This is a genomic window from Lysinibacillus pakistanensis (assembly GCF_030123245.1).
Taxonomy (GTDB): Bacteria; Bacillota; Bacilli; order Bacillales_A; family Planococcaceae; genus Lysinibacillus; species Lysinibacillus pakistanensis.
The window spans coordinates 2,438,155-2,460,331 of record NZ_CP126101.1 but is presented as its reverse complement, the minus strand read 5'-3'; the positions used below and the strand labels follow the sequence as shown (position 1 = coordinate 2,460,331).

Here is a 22,177-nt window from a genome sequence, read left to right as displayed (position 1 = left end):
AATTAAATTATAAAAATAACGCTAAGCCTACGCTTGCGTTTTTGTATCATCTACCGGTAATACACTAATGATGATATGCTTATTAATGATTGCCCCGCCAATATTAACAAAATTTATTTTTTGATCGTTTAATGTTGTCGTGAATACACCCGCATCAAACTCCGCATTTTTTAAATTAATTACCTGCCCATTGTTTAATTGTACTTGATAATTCATAGTTATCATTCTCCGTTCCTTATATTATTTTAATTCATAGATAGATACCCAATATCTGAACCGTTTTTTCTAACAACTAAAACTTTAGGATTGTTAGAACTTTGAAAAAAACTAATTCCATCACTAATGTTAAGCCCTGTTACAGATACACCACTGAAATCTACTGTTCCGCCTTGGAATCTTGTAAAGTTAGAAACTATGTCAATGCCATTCCATGCTTGTATTTCTATTCCGCCGTCACCGGTTGTAATAGTTGTCATATCTGAAAATCTTATTTGATTACCTATACTTATGTTTCTATTCACATTTATGTCTGTAGCCCCACTAATACTGCCATTGACTATCACAGCACCATTAAGGTTTATTGGATCTAAGTCAAGATTCTGGACACATTAAAGTTAAGTTTTTGTTTTGTGGCAACCACCATTTATGGAGTGTTCCACATCCCGAGTAGCCAGTCAAAGTGAAAAGAGCCTTTGACAGACTACTCGGGATGTAGAGCGAGAAATCCATGGAGGTTGCGCATCAAAAATGTGAAGAGGAACATTTCTTGTATCCCAAAATGTTACGCCATAGCTTGGCACATATCTTCACATTCATCAGGCGTTAGAAAGCCTATAGCACCGTGAATTCGTTTGCGATTGTACCAACCTTCAATGTATAGAAATAGTGCAACTCTAGCTGTTTCATCATTTTCATAGCGTGTTCGATAGACTTCTTCTTTTTTCAATGTTGCATGAAAAGACTCGATACATGCGTTATCATACGGGCATCCTTTACGGCTGAACGACGGAATCATTTCGTGTTTTTTTAGTTTTTCTTGAAATGTTTCACTCGTATATTGCGTACCTAAATCGGTATGGATGATTAATCCTGAGGATGGATTTTGAGCTTGTACAGCGTGATCCAATGCCTCAACGACCAAATCTACGGTCATTTTTCGTCCGAATTTATACCCTACAATTTTCTTCGAATGTAAATCAAGAACCGACGCCAAGTAGCACCATCCATCGCGGATTGTATGGATATACGTAATATCAGCTACCCATTTTTCATTAATCGTCTAATCGTCGTTGTATGGAAATCTTGTTCAAGTATATTTTCACGTTCTTCCACGGGCTTTTGTGTTGGCGTCGGACGGTACTTTTTTGTGATGTTCGAGCGAATACCAGCTTTTTTCATGAGTCGTTGTACGCGTTTAATACTAACTTTCACGCCTTCTTTGAGTAACTGTGCATGTATTTTCGGCGCACCGTATCGTCCATCACTTTCTTTGTGAATGGCACAAATACGTCCTGTAATTTTTTTGTTTTCAACTTCGTACACGCTTGGTTTCTTGTGGAAAGACTGATAATACGTACTTTTGGGTACCTTTAAAACGCGACACATTAATTGAATAGGATAATGTTCGCTTTCGTTTTCAATATGGTCAATGAGTTCTTGTTCTGTTACTTTTTCGCGAATATGGTCATAGCCTTTTTTAAGATTTCAATCTCCTGCTTTAACCGAAGATTTTCTTTTTGGATCGAAGAAACTTCCGCTGCAGTTAATTCTTCTGCACCTTCGATTGGAGAATGTAACTTAATCCATTTATAAATAGTTACTTCAGAAACGCCATATTCGCTAGACAGTTGACTGACTGGTGTACCAGAGTGATAAAGCTCCACAACAGTTTGTTTAAATTCTTTATTAAATCTTTTTTGACTCATAAAAAAGACACGTCCTCTCTTGGTTATAATAATACTTACTTAACCAGGATGTGTCCATGACTCCATTCTACATTCACTAGATCACTACATTGATTTTTTATGAAACAATCCACTTATACCCATCCTTCAAACTGTTAGTCAATGCCTGATGAACTTCTGCAGTAATAGTAGCCGTATCTTTTACCTCGATTACAGAGACCGTTTGTTTCTTTCCTGTTCTATACTGTATCTCCACTTTGAAGTTTTTCGTATTAGGTAATTGTTTAGAATCTAAATGAAAATTAGCTGATGTATAAATACTATCTGCAGTTCTTCTAATATCATTTATATTATTGATTTTTTCTATGATGTCGTCTTGTATTTCTTTTCTTAATTCTTTGTTTGTTTGTCCCATGTTGCGTCCTTGTTCACCTTTTGTACAAGTCATGAGTCTCCCTCTCTTCATCATTAGTTTTTAATTTTACAATTACTTACAATAAAAATTATACAGGAAAAAACTTACTATCACAAAAGGAAATTATCTACAATTTTAAACAAAATTATACCAAATATTACAGATGAACTAAAAATATACTACGAAAATTTGCTCTCATAATAAAAAGGGGCTGTCCAGAAAGTCCCTAAATAAAAAGTGCGATTTGGAGAACGGGCCGTTTTCCAAATCGCACTTTTTCCTTTTTGCTGAAAGTAGCGAGGCGGATGCCTGCTACTTTCAATAGGTTATGGGCAATTGCCACAAGCCCAATTCTGTTTGGGTCTTGGCAAGTCCACGCAATAAAAATCGTGTGAACGACCGATTGCCCTTGATGTCTCCGAACACAGTTTCGACATCCACTTTACGCCTTCGCATAAAGGGCTGCCTTTTGTTCGTCATCAAGGGCTGCTCTTGCCTTTGCTTTCATTTCTTCATAGACGGGATTCCAGTGAACTTGACGATTGCCTTTAGCTTTCGTACAAAGTGCTTTCAACGGACAATCTGTACAATCCTCGCATTCATAAATTTTGTAGTCTTGTTCGTATCCTCCCGTATTTTTTCGTTGACTATAGCGTTTAAATAGCACCTTTCGATTGTTCGGACAAATAAAGACATCCTCTTCCTCGCGATAGGGCCAGTTTTGTACCTTCGAAATATCCTGTTTAAAACTTTTTGTTTGTTCCTTTACATACGTGTTATAAGGGGCTAGTAATTCAAATAGTGGTTCCTGCTCTTCGCCCATCGCAAATAAATAATTTTCTTCACTTGCATAACCTGCATCCGCTATTACCTGTGTTGGCACTTTGGGTAATGCTTCAATTAGTTGATTCATAAATGGCTGGAAACAACGGGTATCTCCTGGTCGCTGAAATAATTTGTACCCGATAATAAATTGATTTTGTGTGGCAATTTGTACATTATATCCAGCTTTTAACTGACCGTTTTTCATATGATCATCTTTCATTCGCATAAATGTGGCATCGTGGTCTGTTTTCGAATAGCTATTACGTTCACCTAAAATTTCTCTTTGTGCCTCATAACGAGCTAGTCTTGGCAGATAATCCTTTTCAATCGTTTTGATGTGTTTTTGACGTTTAGATTTCTCCATTCGAAGCTGTTTTCTTTCCTCTTTGTTCGAAGCCTGTTCATATCGACTTTCTAATGATTGCATGCCTGCTAACCACATGGCAGGCAAATTTTCTTCAACCATTCGCTTCATACTTCGGCTAGAATATATTTTTTGTGTGTAGGCATATAAAATGACTTTTAGTAACAGTTTAGGATGATAAGGGGCACGACCACCACCTACATAATGGGAAAATAGCAGTTTATCTGGAATGGATTCTACCATTTCATCGACTAAACGTGCTACATGATGCTCAGGAATAAAGGATTCGATATCGGGAATCATCATACTTTGACGATTCGTATAAGGTTTGAACACAAGTGGTTTACGAGGTTTCTGAGAGATGTTCTCCTCTAAAATTCCTTCTAGAATCATCTCCATTTGCATGTTATAATTTGTTTGAGTAATCATTTGGTTATTCATTAAAAATCGTCCTTTCTGTTAATGTGGTGTGGTAACTTCATTTTACAAAAAAGGACGATTTTTTGGTATATAAAAATAAGGCTGTACCGAAAAATCGATTAACATCGACTTTTCGGACAGCCCCCTTAATTAGTTTTATAAACAATAAGTGCTGTGTATGTTTTACTGTAGTTAGGATGCAAAACAGTAGAAAACTTTATATCAATGAATGTTCCTTCTTGTAAAGAATCCAAGTATGCATTTATTTTGTCTTCTATATTTTCTATATCATGTATATCATTGGCTTCAAGAATTTTGGTTCTTACTTTTGCCACTTTAATCATCCCCCATCTACCTATAATGATAGATTAGATGGAATGTATTATCAATATAAAAAGAGACTACCAATTTAGTAGTCTCAATTGCTTGTTTCTTCCATATAAAAAGTTATAACTCATTGTGAAATGAATCACTCATTACAGATATTATTAATCAAAAAAATCATCTTTGAAAAAAGGTTCGATTCCAACTTCTCTAAATAAGTATTTAATTGGATGACAATCATGGACATAATTACTGTTGGGAATTAAAATTTTCTCCCTAAGTTCTTTAAATATTTGCGAATTAATTTCAGGAAACCAATCTTCATAAGTCAGACCTTTTTCTTCCTCAATCAAAATTAAGTACAATATAATAGTTTCAAATATATAAGGAAATTCTTGTTTAACTTTTTGATGGTGATCTAACAATGAAGTTAAATAGTCCTCAAAATTATAAAAGTTTTCATTTTTACCAATATTGTATTTTAAACGTTCCTTCTCCGGTTTGAAGACAAAAGTTGATTTACTATACCAGTTTCCTAACATGCAAGCAAAAAGAAATAACGCATATTTTTTAGTCTCTCGATCATCATCATCAAAATATTTAAAGTACTCATCATAAATATAGGATTTCGCAGTGTCAAAGTAACCTATTTCAATTCCAGATATAGTTTCTTTAACTTTTTGAACAATAATGTTTTCTGTCATAATTTAGTCTCTTTCTATGAAATTATAAACTTAATAAAGTTATGTTATAGATATTACCATAAATTTATAATTTTAGTAAAATAAACTTACTCTATATGTATCTGCAATCGTGTTTATGGAAATATTTATTAGGTTATTTTCATAATAAAAAGTCACAACTCATTTAGAGTGTGACTTCTTAATTACTATTATAACTAATTACATTTCAATAACATATTCATCAACTTCAAACATAATTATTTTACTGTAGATAATGCACTCAGTTCGATTAGAGAATGGTCCTTTATTCCATGTTTTTTCAAATGCATATTCTTCTAGTCCATTTCCCTTAGTACGTTCATCAAACCATGTAAGGAACGCTTGTACTTCTTCAGTAGATAAGTCATATTCTTTTTGCACTTCATTTAACAATGTGATAGTCAATATTGCTCTATTAGCCGTTGGTTTTGGATCAAGTGAACGATCAGTGTAAACATCCCACTCTAGAACTTTTACACTATCTTTGTTTGAGTGTTGAATAAAATTTTCTTTACATCTGCAATTCTATTAGGCAAAAAATAAATATTGGTTACATTATCTATAAGCTCAATTCGACCACTTCCGCAGTCTCTGTTATTACTGTCTTTACAGAAATAGTCATAAGTTGCATTATTATTATTTTCAATATGTACTTTAATAGCATCAATATTCTGAGGAGATGAAAACTCATATAGTAGTGTATCTATTGCAGATGGGTCCGTACTATGAGAAGCCGGTTTCATTACCATTCCAGTATTGATATCACCATCTGTCACCAATCTTGTTGTTCCAGTAAGGTTTACTGAACTTAATCCGAATTGAACTTCTTTTCCACTCAACAATGACTCTAATTTTTCTTCAATAAATTGTTTCTCCATTTTTTATTCCTCCTTAATTTTAAGAACAAAAAAACACCATAATGGCATCTACCTAAAAAGGATAGACTTTGTAAGTTCGTTAAGTCGTTAAGGCATCTATTAATATGGTTCCCATCCACTTGCATCAAAATCTGCCTTTTCTGTTAGCATGTATTGCCATAAATCAGATTCTATAAGTTGTTTAATCTTTCCTACATAATAAAAAGTGTCATTTTTAATGTATGGCTCCATAGTTGTAAATACATCATTAAGAGTTTGAGGATCATTAGGCTTGGTGTTCTCAGTTATAACATTATACATTTTATTAAATGTATTCTTATACAAATGATCTAACCTATCCTCAGTAGATAATTGTGATAAAAAACCATAAAACGCTAAATACTTTTCTTCTTTTGTTGCTGTAGGTAGGGTTTGTCATATGTATCATTCTCCAATCTTAATATAATTAAAATACGAACTTACGTTCCTATTTTAACAAATCAATATTGTTGTGTAAATCGAAAAACACGAAACCTTTTTGGCATTTTCATAATAAAAAGCCTTACCGTGCTAAGGATAAGGCTCGTCTACTGCGGTAAAATATTTAATTGTCGAGTTAGCTCATTTCTCACACACGTTGAGCCGGACGTGTTTATTGTGTAGGCAGAAAAGTGTTTTAGTTTTATAGTGCATTTCCGTGCACTTTATTGCTGTAGTTAGTTTGACTGAATTATGGAAAGTGGACGAAGTTCACATAATAACCACTCCTTTTTCCGTTTTTTAGCCTTTTATATTAATTAAGATACCTAATCTCTTAAAAAATATGAGCCGGCCGTGTGTCACGCTCCGAACTAGTCTGTCAAGCGCGGGTCGGTCGTCGGTCTGTCTGTCCCTAATATTTAGTAATTTATAAACGCCAAGAGAGGAAAACATTGCCGCACCGTCCTACCTCCAATTTTACAAGATAAATTTTTAAATACCTAATGTGTAACGAATGTAACGTTTGTAACTTCTATCACATTTGTAACATTTGTTACTTATTCCATAACGAAATATACGACAAAATAATGAGATTTAATTACAGTTTCCTTATATCATATAAAATAATAATTGTAGTTTTCACGAACCTAAAGAAAATAACCTTTTTAACCAAAGAATAGTAGACAAAAGCTCTTATTTTCAGACACAAAATCGCCACATTCAAACTAAGTATTCCAATTAACAGAAAATTGTATTTACTTTTACCCAAAAATGTATTATATTGTTAATTGTACTACCAATTGACAAAGAAGGGATGTTATAACATGTTTAAAAAAATTACTGCAGGTGTAGCAACATTAGCATTATCAGTTGGGATTATTAGTACTGCTAATGCAGCAGAACTTACTCAACCTTCTTCACCAATTCAAGAGCCCATTCAGGTGAAATCTTCTAATATTATTACTCCTTATGCTGCCTCAATTTATGTCACAAGGATAGATTTCGTCGAAAAAGGGAAACCGATTCCTAGTACTTATTTTACAACTGAAGAAAGAAATGGATATAAATATGGTGGGAATATACCTCTAGTAAAAACCGAAGATTATTCCAGCAAGTTCTATAAAGTTACATATGCTGGTAATATATCACGATTTTTAGAGTAATTATTTATAAAGAGTTTGGAAATTGATCCAAACTCTTTATTTTTGTTTTTCATATACAATAAAAACTAAACAATCTAAGTTTAAAGTAAATTTTGTCTTTCCTAATTATATATTTTAAATATTTTAAAATTTTTTGTACCTCAAACAACTCTTTCCCACTCTCTATATTTCCTAAGAGCAAAGGTCCCTCATCATCTGTTTCACAATATTATCTTTAATCCGCTTAATGCTCGTTGCGGATAAAGCCATGTGTTGGCCTATCCAACGCTGTGATTTACCGTCTAGCATCCAATTAAGGACTTGCACCTCTCTATCGCCTGAAACTCTGTCTAAAAGTCTCTGAACCTCTAAAAGCTTCTTCTCATACTCAGCAACACGTTTGATGTTCTTCGAACGTCGAATAGCCTCCTGCATAATCGGATCGCCTACTCCACCAATTGCTTTCGGTAATGTAGCCTCGATACCATACTGTGCCGTCTTTGCCCCAACGACCATTTCTGCACGCATTTCTTTGATGGCGTTAACCATCCAGTGGTAGTCTGTAATCATTGCGTCTAGCTTGTCTTGTGTTAGTAATTTCATAGGTTTGCCCTCCTACGGTGTGATATAATGGAGTTGTTAAGCACCGTCAAAGGGCATAAACCAATTCGAGCTGTAGCGTCTGCAAACGCTGCAGCTTTTTTATGTTATAATCTGGTTAAAAAGGAGCTGTTTCTAATGTACGAATATAAGTTTGTTAAAATTGAGTTTAAAAAAATATCAGGTAGACCTACCGAAGATTACCGAGAAGTAATTAAAAATCACGCAAAAGAAGGTTGGAGATTTATTCAAATCTTAACTCCTGACTTTACTACTGCACCTGGGATGGGTACTTATTATGAACTAATTTTCGAGAGACCACAAAATACATAAAACCTATTTCTGAGGCTATAAACTAAGAACCTTCGAATTTAGTTACTAAGGGTCACCCTATCCAAAGTGACCCTTTAACGGTTTATTTTTACATATTGTGCAGTAAACTACTGTTGAATTATTTCGAGTATTTTTCCATCTTCTCTTTTTAAAACTACATACTTTTAAATGGATGGTTAATAATAAATTTATAAAATATTATAAAAGAGGTGTATTTTATAAATGAAAAAGGGCCTATCTGCTTTAATAATATCAATTACTCTTGTTTTATTTTTCCTACCAAGGACAGTATTAGGGTTTGGACCCACTCAGGATTCTAACGAACTTAGATTACAGGATATGCTAATCTTAATACTTACCCCTTATATCGAAAAAGATTTGACTAACTATTATTACCCGAAGATTTTTAAGGATGTTTCACCTCGTGTAACTCCGTGGAAAATTGAATTGATTGAAACTAAAAGAAATCATTTTCGAGGCTTTGATTTGCAAATTACTTTTGAAATTGAACCAACTGATGGCGGTCACAATATTTCATTAGGAAAGGATCGAATGACTTATGAAATATCTTTTGGACCTGAGGTTAAATTGATAAATCACACTCATCTAAAGACGTATAAATATCCACCAGAATAATTCATTAAAATTTTTAATTTTATAGTCGATTCCTTCAATTTATAGAATTTTGTTTTTTCATTTTTCATCCTACTGAACAATTTCTTTCAATTGGATAATAGCTTTTTATCTTTAAAAACATCACCTATGATTCGTGATCTAAAGTGCACGTTACCAATAAAATTTTCATCCCCTGCACAAAATGCTCCCTGATGAAAGATAACTTCTTCGTTCCATCCGTCATCATTTTCTTCATCATCATAAATACGGACAATATGCCCAGCATATATTTCGTTATCATCTAAATCGTTGTGTCCACTGTATTGTAGTAATTTAAATTCTCCATCATTGGCTTGCTCAACAATTCCAAAACCTAATGCTGTTGCAACTCCATTGAAAGTAATACGTTTGTTTTTTAAATCAAGCCATTCAACTTCTACAATTTCCCCATAACTTAAATGGTTAGGATTCGTAATTTTTGCTCGAAATTTAATAGCATTCACTTATAACAACCACCTTCACAATATCTTTCTATTATTTGTATAAAAACATAATCCCATTGCTATTTAATACATAGAATAAACCGTACCTTAAATTGCTTGAGATAAATACTTTAGCTAATCCTTTAATACGGCACTTCCCATGGCTCCTTGTAAGGTTTAGATTCTTTTTTGATCATTTACTAGTGTTGTTGGTAAAGATCAGTAACTTCATGCGTATTACATAATAATTCCTAGTGATAATAAAACCTCTTCTGAACAGACTAATTTGAGGAGGTGAAATCCATGTCAAAAAATCGAAACAAGAACCGAACTGCTGACCAAATTAGGCAAAAAATCCAGCAAGCTGAAGCTAACAAAATTCAAGCTTCTGGTCGTTTTTCAAATCAAAATTTAATGAATTCAACGAACAACGTAGAATTCGGAACTGAGACTGATGCGAACCAAGTAAGACAACAAATTCAAAATCCGGAAACAGAGTACCTCCAAGGAGCTTCTGGCCCTAAAGCAAATTATGGTTTTGGAAATAACTTAAATTAATTTTTTCCGGCAGATTAAATCTGCCGGTTTTTGATTTTAATCCCCCCAATTTACCATTCAATCGTCACCTCTGCCCTCGGATTATCTGAATACAACTTTCGAGCAACCAACTCTGTTACTTGGCTATCGTCATACCATAAAAACTTACTTAGACCGTCTTTAATGCCCTTTACTAAATTGTCGATGTCTGGTTTGGTTGTTGGTCTCAAAACGCCATCTACAGCTTGCTGATGCTTCTTCTTGCTGAATGATTTAGGTATCTTTCGATAAACAATGATGCTAAGTTTTATTTCCTCAGTAATTAGTTCATCAGGTGCTATTTGTGAAGCTACCAGTCTCACGAATGATTTATAGTCTTTGGATTCTTTCGGATCGAATGTGCCAAACTTAGTCACTCGCGGTCTTTGTTGCGCCTGCACATCCCCTGGTATTTCAAATGTGAGTATGTTCATGTTTGCCCTCCTGTTAGCACTCTTAGAAGTTTGCTGATAAAACAACCTAATGTCGTTCTACCAGCAGCGTGTATATTATCGTTCTATAAATTTACTACAAGCTTTCCAATTCACTCTTTGGTCTGTAGCAGCGCCATTTGTATTTTGTCGTTGACCACATTTGTAATAGGTCCCTGCATATTTCCAAGCAAATAGATGCTTACAATGTTTACAACGCTTACCTTCTGGACCATAGCCATTTAAATTCACCATTGGGTTAGGATCTAGTTTACTTTCATCGATTGGAACACCTAAATTCAGTTCGATTTGTTCCATGGGTTCAAACGAAACTTTGATACGATCGAAAAAGCCGAACGAGCATTGATTGAAGTTAAGGCTGCTATATTAGATGGAAATGCAAGTTTTGTTGAAAATGATAATTTAACGGTTGAACAACTGAACGAAATATATATTGAAGCTAATAAAACGAATTGGAAGCCAACTTCTGAAAGAAATCATATTTATGTGATGAATAAATATGTTTTAGATTATATTGGACGCTTCAAAATAAAAAGTGTGAATAACTTGATAATACAAAGAGAATTAATCGATCCTTTGATAAATGAAGGATTTAAAGAAGGTACTCTTTTAAATATATATAGACGAGTAAATGCTATTTTTTCATTCGCTATTAAAAATGAATTTTTAGATAGGAAAAGATTCACCTCTCCTAATTTGAAAAAAGCTAGTGAAAGTATTAAACGAAACGCACTTACTATTAGTGAGGTAACAGAAATACTAGAAATCGCACGTACTAAATACAAAATAACTCATTATACTTGTTTGAGCCTATTATTTTTAACAGGAATGCGTGTTGGTGAATTAAGAGCTTTGCAATGGGGAACTGATATTGATTTTGAAAATAATTTAATTCATATTAACAAAACTAAGGATCGCTTTGGTTCAAGGTCTCCTAAAACGAAAAATAGTTACAGAAAATTCCCAATGAATGAAAGTATCAAAAGTATTTTACTTGATTATCGAAAGTGGTATGAGGAAATAATGGAAACCTGTAAGTTTAGGAATCCTGAAGGTCATGTGATTATTACGTATGCTGGTGAACCAATTGGTGAACGTTATTTGAAACGCATCATTGATTTAATATGTGAAAGAGAAAATATAACTTACTTTACCCCTCACTTCTTGCGGCACACATTTGTAACGATACAATTATCAAATAATATTCCTGTTTCAACAGTTGCAGCTTTAGTTGGTGATACTCCGGAAACAATTTATAAAGTGTATGCTCATTCATTTGCAAAAGATGAGGTACATGCATCTAATCTTATGGATGAAATTATTAACCTGAGTTCATTTGAAAAAACCAAAGAAATCAAAAAATGATGAAATTGGGGTACATTTTGGGGTACATGTATTTCTCTCCCCTACTCCGTTGGAATGGTGTCATAATTCAATAACTTAGTTACCTTCCTCAAAGCTTGATATATCAACGTTTACAAAGAAAAAAACACTCGTATTTTTTACGAGTGTTTCAAAATTTTTATGACAACCATTTTGGAGGAGTATTTTTTTCCCAATAGATATCCCCTAAATTGTAGTGTGCCATAAAGTTATCCTCGGCACTGTGGTAATGGAAGTTATAATAATAGCCTTCCTGTGGTCTTTTTTCAGTTCGCACATGGAAGCGAATTAAATCATTACCCGTTTCATTATTAATGATATTAAAGATTTTTTCTCCATAATTCCCACTTGGTCTTTCTGAGATTGTTAAAGATGCTAAAGATGAATCATCTAAGCCAGCCACTGTCATCTCAATGGCTTCCTCCATTTTCGGAAAAATAATAGCATCAAATTCATTGCTAATTTTTGGTCCAATTTTTGTGCCGAACTTTATGTAGGATTGTTCTTTTGCAGCATCTAAAAGCAACGCATTATAGTTAACTGGGTCTTGCTGTATTTCTGTTTGCACTATCTGGGTGTCATCTGGTGCTGCTGCAAGGGCAGTGCCTGTCCCTTGATCTGGGCCTATTGAAGCTCGATTGGAAGGATTATAATCAAATGCTTCCCATATCTCATGTGTTGGCGTAATTAATCCAAATGTTAAAAACGCCACCATGATGACAATACTCTTTTTAACCCACTTCTTCATTAATTAACACCTTCTCTCTTTATGTACAAATTGGTAATTCTGCTACTAATATATACGTACAAGCTAATAAAAGGTTTCATATTTCTAAAATTCATTGTACAATATTTATGTATAAAGTGAAACTTCATGCACTGGTAGAATTATCAGTCGCCTATGAATGTAAGTTAAAGCAATGTTGCACTTACTGGAAGATGAAGTATTTCAGATAAAAGTGTCGTTTTTTAAAAGGAGGTACAAGCATGGAAATCGCAATGGGTATTGGTCTTTTATTAATGTTAGGTTACTTATCATCTTTATGCTTCACGAACTAATTTAGTTAAAATGCATAATGATAACCGTTCTTATGCAAAACACCGTGTTATCAAGGTTTTTGCTATTATTTCCGAATTTCTTTTAATGCAATATGATGTAAAATAATGCTTCCAATTGGGGCTTATGGGGCTGCAAAGGGGCTAATAAAATACGGCGAAGTTGTGCATAGGAATGTGTGAATGAGATTGGGGCAAATTGCTTCAATCTTTTTTTGTTATTATTCACACATTGTAAAGAACCCTCTTCAGTCTTTAGGTATTTGCCGTTTCCTATAAAAGAGTTGTTAAACCTTGGGAAAAATGGATTTTTGAATTGTGCCTGCCCAATTCAAAAATCCGTAACATCTGTCGGAGGCTTTATCTTCATTCGGTAGGTGTTTGGACACGAAGTGGAACCAAAACCGCATTCATCACTCCTCCTGCATAGTTGGCGCGAAATCATTTTTTGTAAATTAACTTTTATTGATTTTGTTCCAAATTTTCACCGCACTTGGATAACAATTATTAACCGAATATACTTCATCAACCGAAAACATTTTTACAAAGACCTCATGTATCACAACAGCTAATTTTTCAACAGAAGTTGCTGTTGGTAATAGTTCTACAATAAGTCTTATTTCTGGGTTATATTCATCGTCAGGTGTATGATGTAAAAATTGCTTCGGATCCCAATTATCAATTACTTCTTTTACAATTTTAAAGTGCTCCATATTATCCCTCTTTAATATTATTTTTATTGATTTATTCAATGTCCTTATTGAACTAACCTGCACAATATAACTTAAGTTGGTGATCCTGTTGTTAAAAACAACATAGCTAATAAAATCAATCAAATTACTGCTATACCAACTATAACTATACGCTTCATACTTAAGCCACCTATTAGGTCATACTTCACTTCCATTAATCTGCTTTGTAATTCAATAATACCCTCTTACCACTTTCATTTGAACAATTATTTCCATTTACCCTTCCACAACATAGTCTGCTATTGTTTATTCAACCAAAGCCATCGACAAACATCCTATCCCCATGTCTACCTTAAAATAGCCCCCCCTATTAAATAAATAAGAGAGCTAAATAAAATTCATAATCTATCACTTATCTCCACTTGGCTTTAATAAATTCACCGGAAGCCAAGAAATTTTTGAGTCGGATTCATTTAATACTTCTAGATAACCATTAATTTCAGTACCTAACGATGAAAAAACGCTTCCCTTTTCATACATTGTTTCAGATTTAGCTCCATCTAATGGAGTCCTTTTCCCACCTGCATCGTTTGTTAACTCAAAACGTTCTCCGGATTTACTATGTATAGTCTCAGCGATTTTAAGATCTGTACCAGGATACTGATAACACTTCATCCAACTACCATCATCACTCTCGCAATACTCCAGCAGTTGTCCACTGTTTGTATCCAAGAAAGAAATACCCCATCTACTTCTGAAGTTAAATCCGTATGATCCGTGACTATAAATACCATCACGATTAATAATAATATAAGTTGGTTCGTTATAGAAAGATGAACGAATTTTTATTGGCACTTCTTTAAAAACTACCAAATCAGTTGCTTGTACCCGATATTGCCCCATTTGATAGAATGTTTTGCCATCATATTTCTCAATTTCATACGTTTTAAAAAAATTATTTCGCTTAACCATTAAAGAATCAAACGTACCATCTGAATTTTTCTTGTATACCTTGATGTCTTTTTTAAAGGTCATTTTTCCTGTTTGCCCTTTTACAACCTCTGCTCCATCATACATCACTTTCGCTTCTGATTTTGTTGGATTTACTACCGCAAATACAAATGCTGCTAGTAACACAATCAATAATTTTTTCATTATTCTCTCCCTACTCAGCTTAATAAGGTATTATTTTAGCAATTGAAATCAATGATGTCAAAAACCAAACAAAAATAGTGTGTTTTTCCATAAATATAAGTAATATTATTATAAAAATAGAAAAATATAGAATTCCCTTTTTCCATAGAATAAAAAGGTCTATAAGTATTAAGAAAAAACTAATTCCCCCTTCTAATTTATTCCTCAACCATTTCTTTCAAATTGTGTTGGTTACATTACTAACTTAATTTCTTCTCAAAACTAAAGATTACTTTACTCTCATAAGTTCTCTCATTAAATTTAATAAAGCCAAGTGAAGTCCAGAAGTTTAAGGCTTTCTCATTCGTGGAATGAACCGCTATTTGAATACAGTCAACTTGTTGGTCTTTCATTAATTCTTCATAAGTTATATATATGTTTTTAGCATATCCTAAACCTTGATATTTTTTATGTAGGGCCAGTAAACTTAACCAAGGTTTTTGATGACGAGGACTTGACATACCGTAATCCAAAATGGCTATATATTCTTCATCTTTTTTTACTAAATATCTCTTAATTTGTAATTTATCAGCTTCTTTAAATGTTTCTATAATATCCTCATTCTCAAAAACCTGTTTATCATATGCAATTAAATTATATTCGATATTCGAGTTCATAATTTCCTTTTCTATATCCATAAATATTATATCGTTTTTAATCAAGGTAAACATACTTATCTCTCCTATGTTATTAGTATAATTAAATCACCTATTCACATCCCCGCCCATTACTTTCTCTGTACTCATTGTCCTTTATGCATTAATAACAAGCAAAAAAAACATCCATCATGAAGTGGTTTTACGGATTAATTAACTGAAGGACCCCATTAGCCATGAATAAAACGTAAAAACCGGCACTTCACCACAGAAAATGAAAGATGATTAAGTTCTTTTGGAAGATGAAGAAGGATAATGAACTATATTTTAATAGTATAGACATCATATTTTTCGGGATTTATAAAACCTAATTTACTAGCTAAATTAATTGAAGCACTATTATCAACATCACAATCCCAGCGTGGTTGAATATTTTCGGATAGGCAATAATCTATAAATTGCTCAGCAACAATACTTGCTAACCCTTTCCCTCTGTAATTCGAGTCGGTGATTATATCTATTTCGGCATAATTTTTAGATTTAAAAATTGAAACGCCTTCGCTAATAACCTTCTCTTTATCCTTCACGCAAAAACCAATACCATTTTCAAGGAAGTTATCGATAGAATCCCAATATTCGTCATAATATTTTTTATCAAATTCCAAACAATGTTCAATCAGATTTTGATTAATTATTGTTATATCATACTCGCTAATGACATTTCTTTTTCTATTTTTATAGGTCATTAAATCGAAAGAAAAAGCATAACGTTGTATTTTTCTTACTTTCATGTTGAGGAGATTTTCAATTGCACAACTCCAAGCCGGAGTAGTAGAAAATAATGTAAATCTTTTCCCTTGATTTACTGATGCCTCAAAAACTCTAACTAAATTCTTAAGAAATAGCTCATCAGTTAATTGCCCTGCAACATAAGACAATCCTGAATCCGTTTGAATAAAAAGAGATTTATAATTAGTCGAATCTGCATGTACAGTACCTTTAACAGTAGAATCTAACACACTAAATACAAATGTTGGCCCTTCTTTCATTTTCTTCTTTATAATATTAAAATGTTCTTTTGGTACTTTAATCATTTGTTTATACCTCCATCATTCCTATTAATCAGAATATTTTCAAACACATATTTGTTTCATTAACCTGCCCTATAATCACCAAAAATATTAAAGTTCTAACTTCATAAAGTTTTTATTTATCCATCTTGTCACCCTGTATGGTTATTTGAAAACCCCAAGGTCTATCAACTTTACCTTAGAATCTCTTTAATCTTCTTTCACCCAATACATTGTACAATCTTCGCTTCGCTCTAAAAAACCATATTCGATTAAATATCTTCTAATGGAAACATAATCACTATAAATAGGCTTTAAAATTTCATTTACTTCTTGTTCGCTATATTTATGACCTACCTCAAACTTCATTACAATGTGTTTCAGTAAAATTATTTTCCTTTTTTCCTTACTTGGAAAGCTCTCAATAGAACCATCTAAGCCATTTTTAAAATACGTTGCTAATACTTTTTCTTTCTCTTCTACTGTAATTGCATAACGCTCATCCACCTGAGTTGCCCCCTTATGAATAGGCTCGTATACTTTTGTTGTTTCTAAAGCCTGTATAATCGCTAGAAAAACTTTTGCTTGCCTTTCTTTTTCTTTTAATTTAAATCGATGTTGCCGAATCGTTGAAATGCTATTTGCAGAAGTGTTTTTTATAATTTCTTTATCTGGTGCCCCTGTTGCAAATAGCTTAAGTAATTCCGTTTGAATATCTGATAACCCCGTGTATTTCTTATCCAATTGAATTAAAGCTTCAAACACAGAGCCATGTTCTTTCTCAATATGGAGCTGTAAAGCTTTTTTAGCTGTAAAAAAACGATCATTTATTTTGAATACTTCTTCAGCATCAAATGTTTTTTTACAAAATAAACATTCATATGCTTCCCCCTTGTTTACAAAACCATTAGATAATTCCTCTATTGTCAAATCATTTATATTCACAAGCAAAATTCCTCCATACCCATTATTTAATAAACAATATATAATATGTTTATTAATTTGTAAACAAAAACATTTTCCGTTCATTTAAATAAACAATAAAACAGGTACCCACATTTCATGAGCACCTGAGCTTACCTATTATTTACGTCTACGCTACTGAATCGTAGTTGAAAAAATTCCTTAAAACTTTAGCCATCAATAATTGTGATATCAAATATCATTATTAAGGATTATACCCTCTGACAAAAAAGTAATATGATTTAAATATCCTACCCTTTTGTGTAGGTTAATATTTTTAACAAAGACACATAAGGAAATTTAGAAATCTAAGAGAATACTAGATGAAAATAACAAAGAGGTGTGAAATCATGTTAAATAATAACTTAACAGAACTTTTGAAAGTTGAGTATCCGATTATACAAGCTCCAATGGCTGGCGGAGTAACCACTTCAAACTTAGTTGCTGAGGTTTCAAATGCTGGGTGTTTAGGAATGATTGGTGCTGGTTATATGACACCAATTCAAATGAGAGCACAAATAAAGGAAATAAAGGAGTTAACGTCAAATCCTTTTGGGGTTAATTTATTTGTTCCAAACGAATTTAATGTGACAGAGAATGAAGTTAAAACCGCTAACCGTAGCTTAAACCCTATCCGTCAGCAATTGAATCTACAACCAAAAGATAGTTTTGAAATTCCTAGTTTAAATGATATTTTTGAAACATTTATTGAACAAATTAAAGTTGTTATTGAAGAAAAGGTTCCTATTTGCTCTTTTACTTTTGGTATTCCTTCTAAAGAAATGATTGTTGAATTAAAACAATCTAACATTATTCTAATAGGAACTGCTACAACTGTTAGAGAAGCAATCGAAAATGAAAAAGCAGGAATGGATATTGTTGTTGTTCAAGGTAGTGAAGCTGGTGGGCATCGTGGAAACTTTATCAATAAACCTACAGAAAGTTTGATCGGTTTAATGTCATTGATTCCTCAGGTAGTTGATAATGTACGCATTCCTGTTGTTGCTGCTGGAGGAATTATGGACGGAAGAGGGTTAAATGCTTCTCTTTGCTTAGGAGCACAGGGCGTGCAAATGGGTACAGCTTTCTTGACTTGCTTTGAAAGTGGCGCACATAAGGTGCATAAAGAAGCCATCCTAAATGCTTCCGAAGATCAAACCGTTTTAACTCGTTCATTTTCAGGAAAATGGGCAAGAGGACTAGAAAATAAATTTATTTTAGAAATGCAAAAACACGAACAATTATTACCAGACTTCCCTATTCAAAATACTTTAACACAGGATATTAGAAAGACTTCTAGTGCAGAAAACAATCAAGATTACATGTCACTTTGGTCTGGTCAAAGTCCACGATTAGCCCAATGTCAAACCGTGGAATTATTAATAAAAGATATTATTGCTGAAGCTAAAAAATAGTTTGGGAAGGAAAGGGATGAAAACTACCTGCTTTTTCTATAGCAGAAATGAATGATGAAGTATCATTGTCAGTTCCAGTAGGATTCTATCTTGTAACTCCAAACAGGAGCGATTTTTTATCAAATAAAAAGAAACGGATTTGGAAACTTTATATCCTTCAAGTCCGTTTTTTTTTAAACTAATATATAATTCTTTCATTGTATAATAAATTATTCATGAATTTTTACAGCATTCGGCAGCCATTTGGTTATTCAACCCATTCAATTACAATTAAGCTGTCAACTTTTTTTCCATCTAAACTCCAAATAACAACATTGTTATCTTTGCTAAATGCTTCGCTTTCATTTGAAATAAAATCAGAATACGATATTTGCTCATAACGTTGATGTTCTCCAGAAATTGTATTGAAAAAATAATCTATTTTATCATAGCAAACATATATCCGACTTTCTGACGTTATTTCAATGTCCAAAAATTCCCTCTGTTCAGTAGCATTTTGAATACTTTTTTCAACCGTAAGTATAGAATCCTTTACTTCAACAAACTTTCCGCTAAGATAATTTGGAGTATCGATAAAATCTTGAACGAGTTCTCTGTTTTCAACAGTAGTTTCCTTAGGAGATATTAAAAACAAATCCGTATTGTTTACAAACAAAATGCCCAAGGTAATACTTCCTGATATAAATACTAACACTGTTACGGAAACAAGAAATAATAAATTTGATTTTGCTTTGTTCTTTATCTTTATAAACAACAGATATCCGATGATAACACCTATTGTGTTTAATAGTAAATCATCAATATCTGTGCTTCCTAATCCAAAAATAAACTGTATTATTTCGATAAAGGCACTAAAAATAACACCGCACAAAACAATATTCTTATATTCCTTTTTCAAAATAATTGGTAGTAGTAATCCAAAAGGAATGAAAATAATAATATTCCCAAGGACATTTTCCAAAATTCGTATTAATGAAATGTCAGATCTAATCATATCAAAAATTGACTTGAAAGGAATGATACTTATTGTCCGCTCACTTGCACCAATGGCGGCGAATAAGTTATACATGCTTGCTTGTTTAAAAAGCGTAATGCGAAGCAAAATAATGATATAAAGTATAAAAAGCCCAAAAATACAATACCTCAATATTCTTTCTTTTTTACTCATCTTATGACCCATAATTCCTCCACATGAAAGTACCATTTAGAAACGGTTTACTTTTATTTGGTACAATCATACTCCATAAAAATAAACCGTTGATTTTATATTTCTTTTGAAAATCTTATTTTTTTCTTATCCCTCTGGCCTATTATTATTGATAGGCAAAGTAATCGTAAAAACAGTATTTTCTTCAAAGCTTTCTGCGATGATTGTTCCATTATGTATTCTCATAATCTCCTTTGCAATTGCTAATCCAAGTCCTGCACCGCCTATATCAGATTTCTCAAATTCGTCTGTACGATAAAATTTATCAAATATACGTTCTAATTTATCATTCGGAATAGTTTCACCATGATTTTTAATTTTCGCGATTATAAATTCGCTTGATTTCTTTGCCTTTACTTCGATAACAGTTTGTGGGTAACTATATGCGATTGCATTTTTTATCACATTGTTAAAGACTCTTGCAATTTTTTCCGCCTCAACAGCAATAAATAAATCGGCAGCAAGATCTAAATTTAAGCATAGCCCTTTTTGTTGTAGAAACGGATAGAACTCATCAGCTATTTGTTCAATTAAAAAGCACAAATCAGTTTCTTTTTTTACTAATGCTTTGTCTGATAAGCTGTAACGTGTAATATCAAAAAATTCATCTATCAAATTTTCAAATTTCAGTGCTTTTTCAAAAGCTGTTCTTATGAACTTTTTCCGGTTTTCCGGTGGCATATCTGGTGCTTCACATAAAAGGCTTAGATATCCGACAACAGAAGCAAGCGGGGTTCTTATATCATGAGCAAGATAGGTAAGAGTATCAGATTTTTTCTGCACCTCAATTTCCATTAAATGCTGTTGTTCTCTATTTCGAGTTTTTAAAAGATTGAGCCAATTTTGCAAATCCAAAAATTCTGTAGGTAATACGATATCGTCTGCAGAATTATCTAATATAGAGTCCAGACTGTCCATGATTTTCATAATCTTCCGTGAGGAATGCCATTCAACTCCAATCCATACCAATAATTGTGATGTTACAATAATAAAAAGAATAACTGCCGGTTCATAGCTATGAATTAAATACGCTAAATTGTAGCCTACCACTTTTTCAAGAAGAATATAGAAATTGTCTGAACATGCAATCATTATGATGAAATAACCAATTGCAAAAATAACTAATACAGTAATTGCCCATATTAAATGCCGAAGCAATAATGTTTGTTTATATTTTTTTGAAAACCTCTTATTCAATGATATATCCTACTCCCCATATAGTTTTTATAAATTTCGGCTTATTTCCAGTATCATTTAGCTTCTCTCTTATATGCCTAATTTGAACCATTACTGTATTTCTACTGTTTTTAAAATATTTCTCACCCCATACCTGGCGAAAAATTTCGTCTGCGCTAAAAACTTTTCCTCTGTTCTTGCACAAAAGCCATAATATAGAAAACTCTGTCGGTGTCAACTTAATTGTTTTGTCGTTTAAATTACATACATGGGAAGTTTTATTTAGAAAAAGGCCCATTACCATAATGGTTTCCGATGTATTGTTTTCTTTCCCGTCATAATGATGCACTCTCCTTAATTGAGCCTTTACCCTTGCTACTAATTCAAGTGGCAAGAAAGGTTTTGTAACGTAATCATCTGCTCCCAATGATAGTCCTGTAACACGATCTATTCCCTCTGTTTTAGAAGTAAGCATAATGATAGGATAGGTATGTTTTTCACGGATTAATTTACACAATTCAAATCCATTTCCATCTGGTAACATCACATCTAAAATTGCCAAATCAAAGCTTTCGTTTTTAATAAGCATAAGAGCGTCCCGTGAAGAATAGCACTTAAATACTTGAAAATTTTCATTTTGTAAGAACATTTCTATTAAATCAGTAATTTCTTTTTCATCTTCAATAATTAGTATTTTCTCATTCATTATATAGGCTCCTTATTATTTATCTTTAATAGGTGGGCTCTTCTGACGTCAGATTCATATAGTTTTGGACAGGCAAATCGAAAAAATAACGAAATAAACGATCAATTGCTTTGTCTATAGAAGGATCTGACCTAATATTTCCATTAAGACCTTATCATATGTCCAATCTAAAAACTTTTAGACATTTCCTTTGTTAATTTTCAATTGT

The 22,177-nt window shown here is 32.8% G+C and carries 29 protein-coding genes and 1 pseudogene; 6 read left to right on the top strand and 24 right to left on the bottom strand.

Annotation, left to right across the window (positions count from 1 at the left end):
* Window positions 1–27 precede the first annotated feature (27 nt).
* The 11 genes and pseudogenes from QNH24_RS11975 to QNH24_RS11930 form a co-directional block, all read right to left on the bottom strand.
* Window positions 28–216: a hypothetical protein gene (locus tag QNH24_RS11975; protein ID WP_283872451.1), complete on the bottom strand. Its 189-nt coding sequence runs from the start codon at window positions 214–216 to the stop codon at window positions 28–30.
* A 29-nt stretch (window positions 217–245) separates the two neighbouring features.
* Window positions 246–476, bottom strand: a complete 231-nt coding sequence (locus QNH24_RS11970; protein ID WP_283872449.1) for a hypothetical protein — start codon at window positions 474–476, stop codon at window positions 246–248.
* A gap of 305 nt (window positions 477–781) precedes the next feature.
* Window positions 782–1,925: pseudogene (locus QNH24_RS11965) on the bottom strand (IS3 family transposase).
* A gap of 97 nt (window positions 1,926–2,022) precedes the next feature.
* Window positions 2,023–2,352 carry a hypothetical protein gene (locus tag QNH24_RS11960; RefSeq protein ID WP_054771477.1) on the bottom strand — a complete coding sequence of 110 codons (330 nt, stop codon included), beginning with the start codon at window positions 2,350–2,352 and terminating at the stop codon, window positions 2,023–2,025.
* Between the two features lie 285 nt (window positions 2,353–2,637).
* Entirely contained in the window at window positions 2,638–2,775 is a 138-nt protein-coding gene (locus tag QNH24_RS26190; RefSeq protein ID WP_289416257.1) for a transposase, read from the bottom strand.
* Complete coding sequence (locus QNH24_RS11955) at window positions 2,762–3,949, bottom strand: transposase (RefSeq protein WP_283872447.1); 1,188 nt, start codon at window positions 3,947–3,949, stop codon at window positions 2,762–2,764. Before QNH24_RS11955 ends, QNH24_RS26190 begins: the two co-directional genes overlap by 14 nt.
* A gap of 125 nt (window positions 3,950–4,074) precedes the next feature.
* Entirely contained in the window at window positions 4,075–4,263 is a 189-nt protein-coding gene (locus tag QNH24_RS11950; RefSeq protein WP_283872445.1) for a sporulation protein Cse60, read from the bottom strand.
* A 153-nt stretch (window positions 4,264–4,416) separates the two neighbouring features.
* Complete coding sequence (locus QNH24_RS11945; protein WP_283872443.1) at window positions 4,417–4,956, bottom strand: hypothetical protein; 540 nt, start codon at window positions 4,954–4,956, stop codon at window positions 4,417–4,419.
* Between the two features lie 198 nt (window positions 4,957–5,154).
* Complete coding sequence (locus tag QNH24_RS11940; RefSeq protein WP_283872441.1) at window positions 5,155–5,379, bottom strand: galactose oxidase; 225 nt, start codon at window positions 5,377–5,379, stop codon at window positions 5,155–5,157.
* A 68-nt stretch (window positions 5,380–5,447) separates the two neighbouring features.
* Entirely contained in the window at window positions 5,448–5,852 is a 405-nt protein-coding gene (locus QNH24_RS11935) for a hypothetical protein (protein WP_283872439.1), read from the bottom strand.
* Window positions 5,853–5,951: 99 nt separating this feature from the next.
* Window positions 5,952–6,083 (bottom strand): hypothetical protein, encoded by a 132-nt coding sequence (locus tag QNH24_RS11930; RefSeq protein WP_283872420.1) that lies wholly within the window; start codon window positions 6,081–6,083, stop codon window positions 5,952–5,954.
* Window positions 6,084–7,135: 1,052 nt separating this feature from the next.
* On the opposite strand from QNH24_RS11930, the gene QNH24_RS11925 reads away from it, so the two are divergent.
* Window positions 7,136–7,474 (top strand): hypothetical protein, encoded by a 339-nt coding sequence (locus tag QNH24_RS11925; RefSeq protein ID WP_283872419.1) that lies wholly within the window; start codon window positions 7,136–7,138, stop codon window positions 7,472–7,474.
* A gap of 171 nt (window positions 7,475–7,645) precedes the next feature.
* On the opposite strand, the gene QNH24_RS11920 is transcribed toward QNH24_RS11925, so the two are convergent.
* Window positions 7,646–8,056, bottom strand: a complete 411-nt coding sequence (locus QNH24_RS11920; RefSeq protein ID WP_283872418.1) for a LuxR C-terminal-related transcriptional regulator — start codon at window positions 8,054–8,056, stop codon at window positions 7,646–7,648.
* A gap of 27 nt (window positions 8,057–8,083) precedes the next feature.
* Between QNH24_RS11920 and QNH24_RS11915 the strand changes: the two genes are divergently transcribed.
* Entirely contained in the window at window positions 8,084–8,386 is a 303-nt protein-coding gene (locus QNH24_RS11915; RefSeq protein ID WP_283872417.1) for a DUF4177 domain-containing protein, read from the top strand.
* Window positions 8,387–8,608: 222 nt separating this feature from the next.
* Entirely contained in the window at window positions 8,609–9,022 is a 414-nt protein-coding gene (locus QNH24_RS11910; protein WP_283872415.1) for a DUF3888 domain-containing protein, read from the top strand.
* Window positions 9,023–9,108: 86 nt separating this feature from the next.
* Here QNH24_RS11910 and QNH24_RS11905 read toward each other — a convergent pair whose 3' ends face one another.
* Window positions 9,109–9,504, bottom strand: coding sequence for a YopX family protein (locus QNH24_RS11905; protein ID WP_283872413.1), 396 nt, complete (start codon window positions 9,502–9,504; stop codon window positions 9,109–9,111).
* Window positions 9,505–9,786: 282 nt separating this feature from the next.
* Between QNH24_RS11905 and QNH24_RS11900 the strand changes: the two genes are divergently transcribed.
* Window positions 9,787–10,041 carry a hypothetical protein gene (locus tag QNH24_RS11900; protein WP_283872412.1) on the top strand — a complete coding sequence of 85 codons (255 nt, stop codon included), beginning with the start codon at window positions 9,787–9,789 and terminating at the stop codon, window positions 10,039–10,041.
* Window positions 10,042–10,091: 50 nt separating this feature from the next.
* On the opposite strand, the gene QNH24_RS11895 is transcribed toward QNH24_RS11900, so the two are convergent.
* Both QNH24_RS11895 and QNH24_RS11890 read right to left on the bottom strand, forming a co-directional pair.
* The gene (locus tag QNH24_RS11895) at window positions 10,092–10,493 is read right to left on the bottom strand and encodes a RusA family crossover junction endodeoxyribonuclease (protein ID WP_283872411.1); all 402 of its coding nucleotides are present in this window, start codon (window positions 10,491–10,493) and stop codon (window positions 10,092–10,094) included.
* A 75-nt stretch (window positions 10,494–10,568) separates the two neighbouring features.
* Window positions 10,569–10,808 carry a hypothetical protein gene (locus QNH24_RS11890; protein WP_283872410.1) on the bottom strand — a complete coding sequence of 80 codons (240 nt, stop codon included), beginning with the start codon at window positions 10,806–10,808 and terminating at the stop codon, window positions 10,569–10,571.
* Window positions 10,809–10,853: 45 nt separating this feature from the next.
* On the opposite strand from QNH24_RS11890, the gene QNH24_RS11885 reads away from it, so the two are divergent.
* A complete protein-coding gene (locus QNH24_RS11885; RefSeq protein ID WP_283872408.1) occupies window positions 10,854–11,876 on the top strand; it encodes a tyrosine-type recombinase/integrase in 1,023 nt (340 codons plus the stop codon).
* Window positions 11,877–12,033: 157 nt separating this feature from the next.
* Here the strand turns inward: QNH24_RS11885 and QNH24_RS11880 are convergent, their stop codons facing one another.
* The 6 genes from QNH24_RS11880 to QNH24_RS11855 form a co-directional block, all read right to left on the bottom strand.
* Complete coding sequence (locus tag QNH24_RS11880; RefSeq protein ID WP_283872406.1) at window positions 12,034–12,642, bottom strand: YpjP family protein; 609 nt, start codon at window positions 12,640–12,642, stop codon at window positions 12,034–12,036.
* A gap of 763 nt (window positions 12,643–13,405) precedes the next feature.
* Entirely contained in the window at window positions 13,406–13,663 is a 258-nt protein-coding gene (locus QNH24_RS11875) for a DUF1871 family protein (RefSeq protein ID WP_283872404.1), read from the bottom strand.
* Window positions 13,664–14,050: 387 nt separating this feature from the next.
* Entirely contained in the window at window positions 14,051–14,797 is a 747-nt protein-coding gene (locus QNH24_RS11870; RefSeq protein ID WP_283872402.1) for a hypothetical protein, read from the bottom strand.
* 239 nt (window positions 14,798–15,036) lie between these two features.
* Entirely contained in the window at window positions 15,037–15,507 is a 471-nt protein-coding gene (locus QNH24_RS11865) for a GNAT family N-acetyltransferase (RefSeq protein ID WP_283872401.1), read from the bottom strand.
* 245 nt (window positions 15,508–15,752) lie between these two features.
* Window positions 15,753–16,526, bottom strand: coding sequence for a GNAT family N-acetyltransferase (locus QNH24_RS11860; RefSeq protein WP_283872399.1), 774 nt, complete (start codon window positions 16,524–16,526; stop codon window positions 15,753–15,755).
* Between the two features lie 186 nt (window positions 16,527–16,712).
* Window positions 16,713–17,447, bottom strand: coding sequence for a DUF2087 domain-containing protein (locus QNH24_RS11855; RefSeq protein ID WP_283872397.1), 735 nt, complete (start codon window positions 17,445–17,447; stop codon window positions 16,713–16,715).
* A gap of 368 nt (window positions 17,448–17,815) precedes the next feature.
* Between QNH24_RS11855 and QNH24_RS11850 the strand changes: the two genes are divergently transcribed.
* On the top strand, window positions 17,816–18,880 hold the full coding sequence (locus QNH24_RS11850; protein ID WP_283872395.1) for an NAD(P)H-dependent flavin oxidoreductase: 1,065 nt from the start codon (window positions 17,816–17,818) through the stop codon (window positions 18,878–18,880).
* 247 nt (window positions 18,881–19,127) lie between these two features.
* On the opposite strand, the gene QNH24_RS11845 is transcribed toward QNH24_RS11850, so the two are convergent.
* The 3 genes from QNH24_RS11845 to vanR all read right to left on the bottom strand — a co-directional run bounded on the left by QNH24_RS11845 (window position 19,128) and on the right by vanR (window position 21,969).
* Window positions 19,128–20,060: a VanZ family protein gene (locus QNH24_RS11845; protein WP_283872394.1), complete on the bottom strand. Its 933-nt coding sequence runs from the start codon at window positions 20,058–20,060 to the stop codon at window positions 19,128–19,130.
* A gap of 114 nt (window positions 20,061–20,174) precedes the next feature.
* Window positions 20,175–21,284, bottom strand: coding sequence for a sensor histidine kinase (locus QNH24_RS11840; protein WP_283872393.1), 1,110 nt, complete (start codon window positions 21,282–21,284; stop codon window positions 20,175–20,177).
* A complete protein-coding gene (vanR, locus tag QNH24_RS11835) occupies window positions 21,277–21,969 on the bottom strand; it encodes a VanR-ABDEGLN family response regulator transcription factor (protein ID WP_283872391.1) in 693 nt (230 codons plus the stop codon). Before vanR ends, QNH24_RS11840 begins: the two co-directional genes overlap by 8 nt.
* Window positions 21,970–22,177 lie beyond the last annotated feature (208 nt).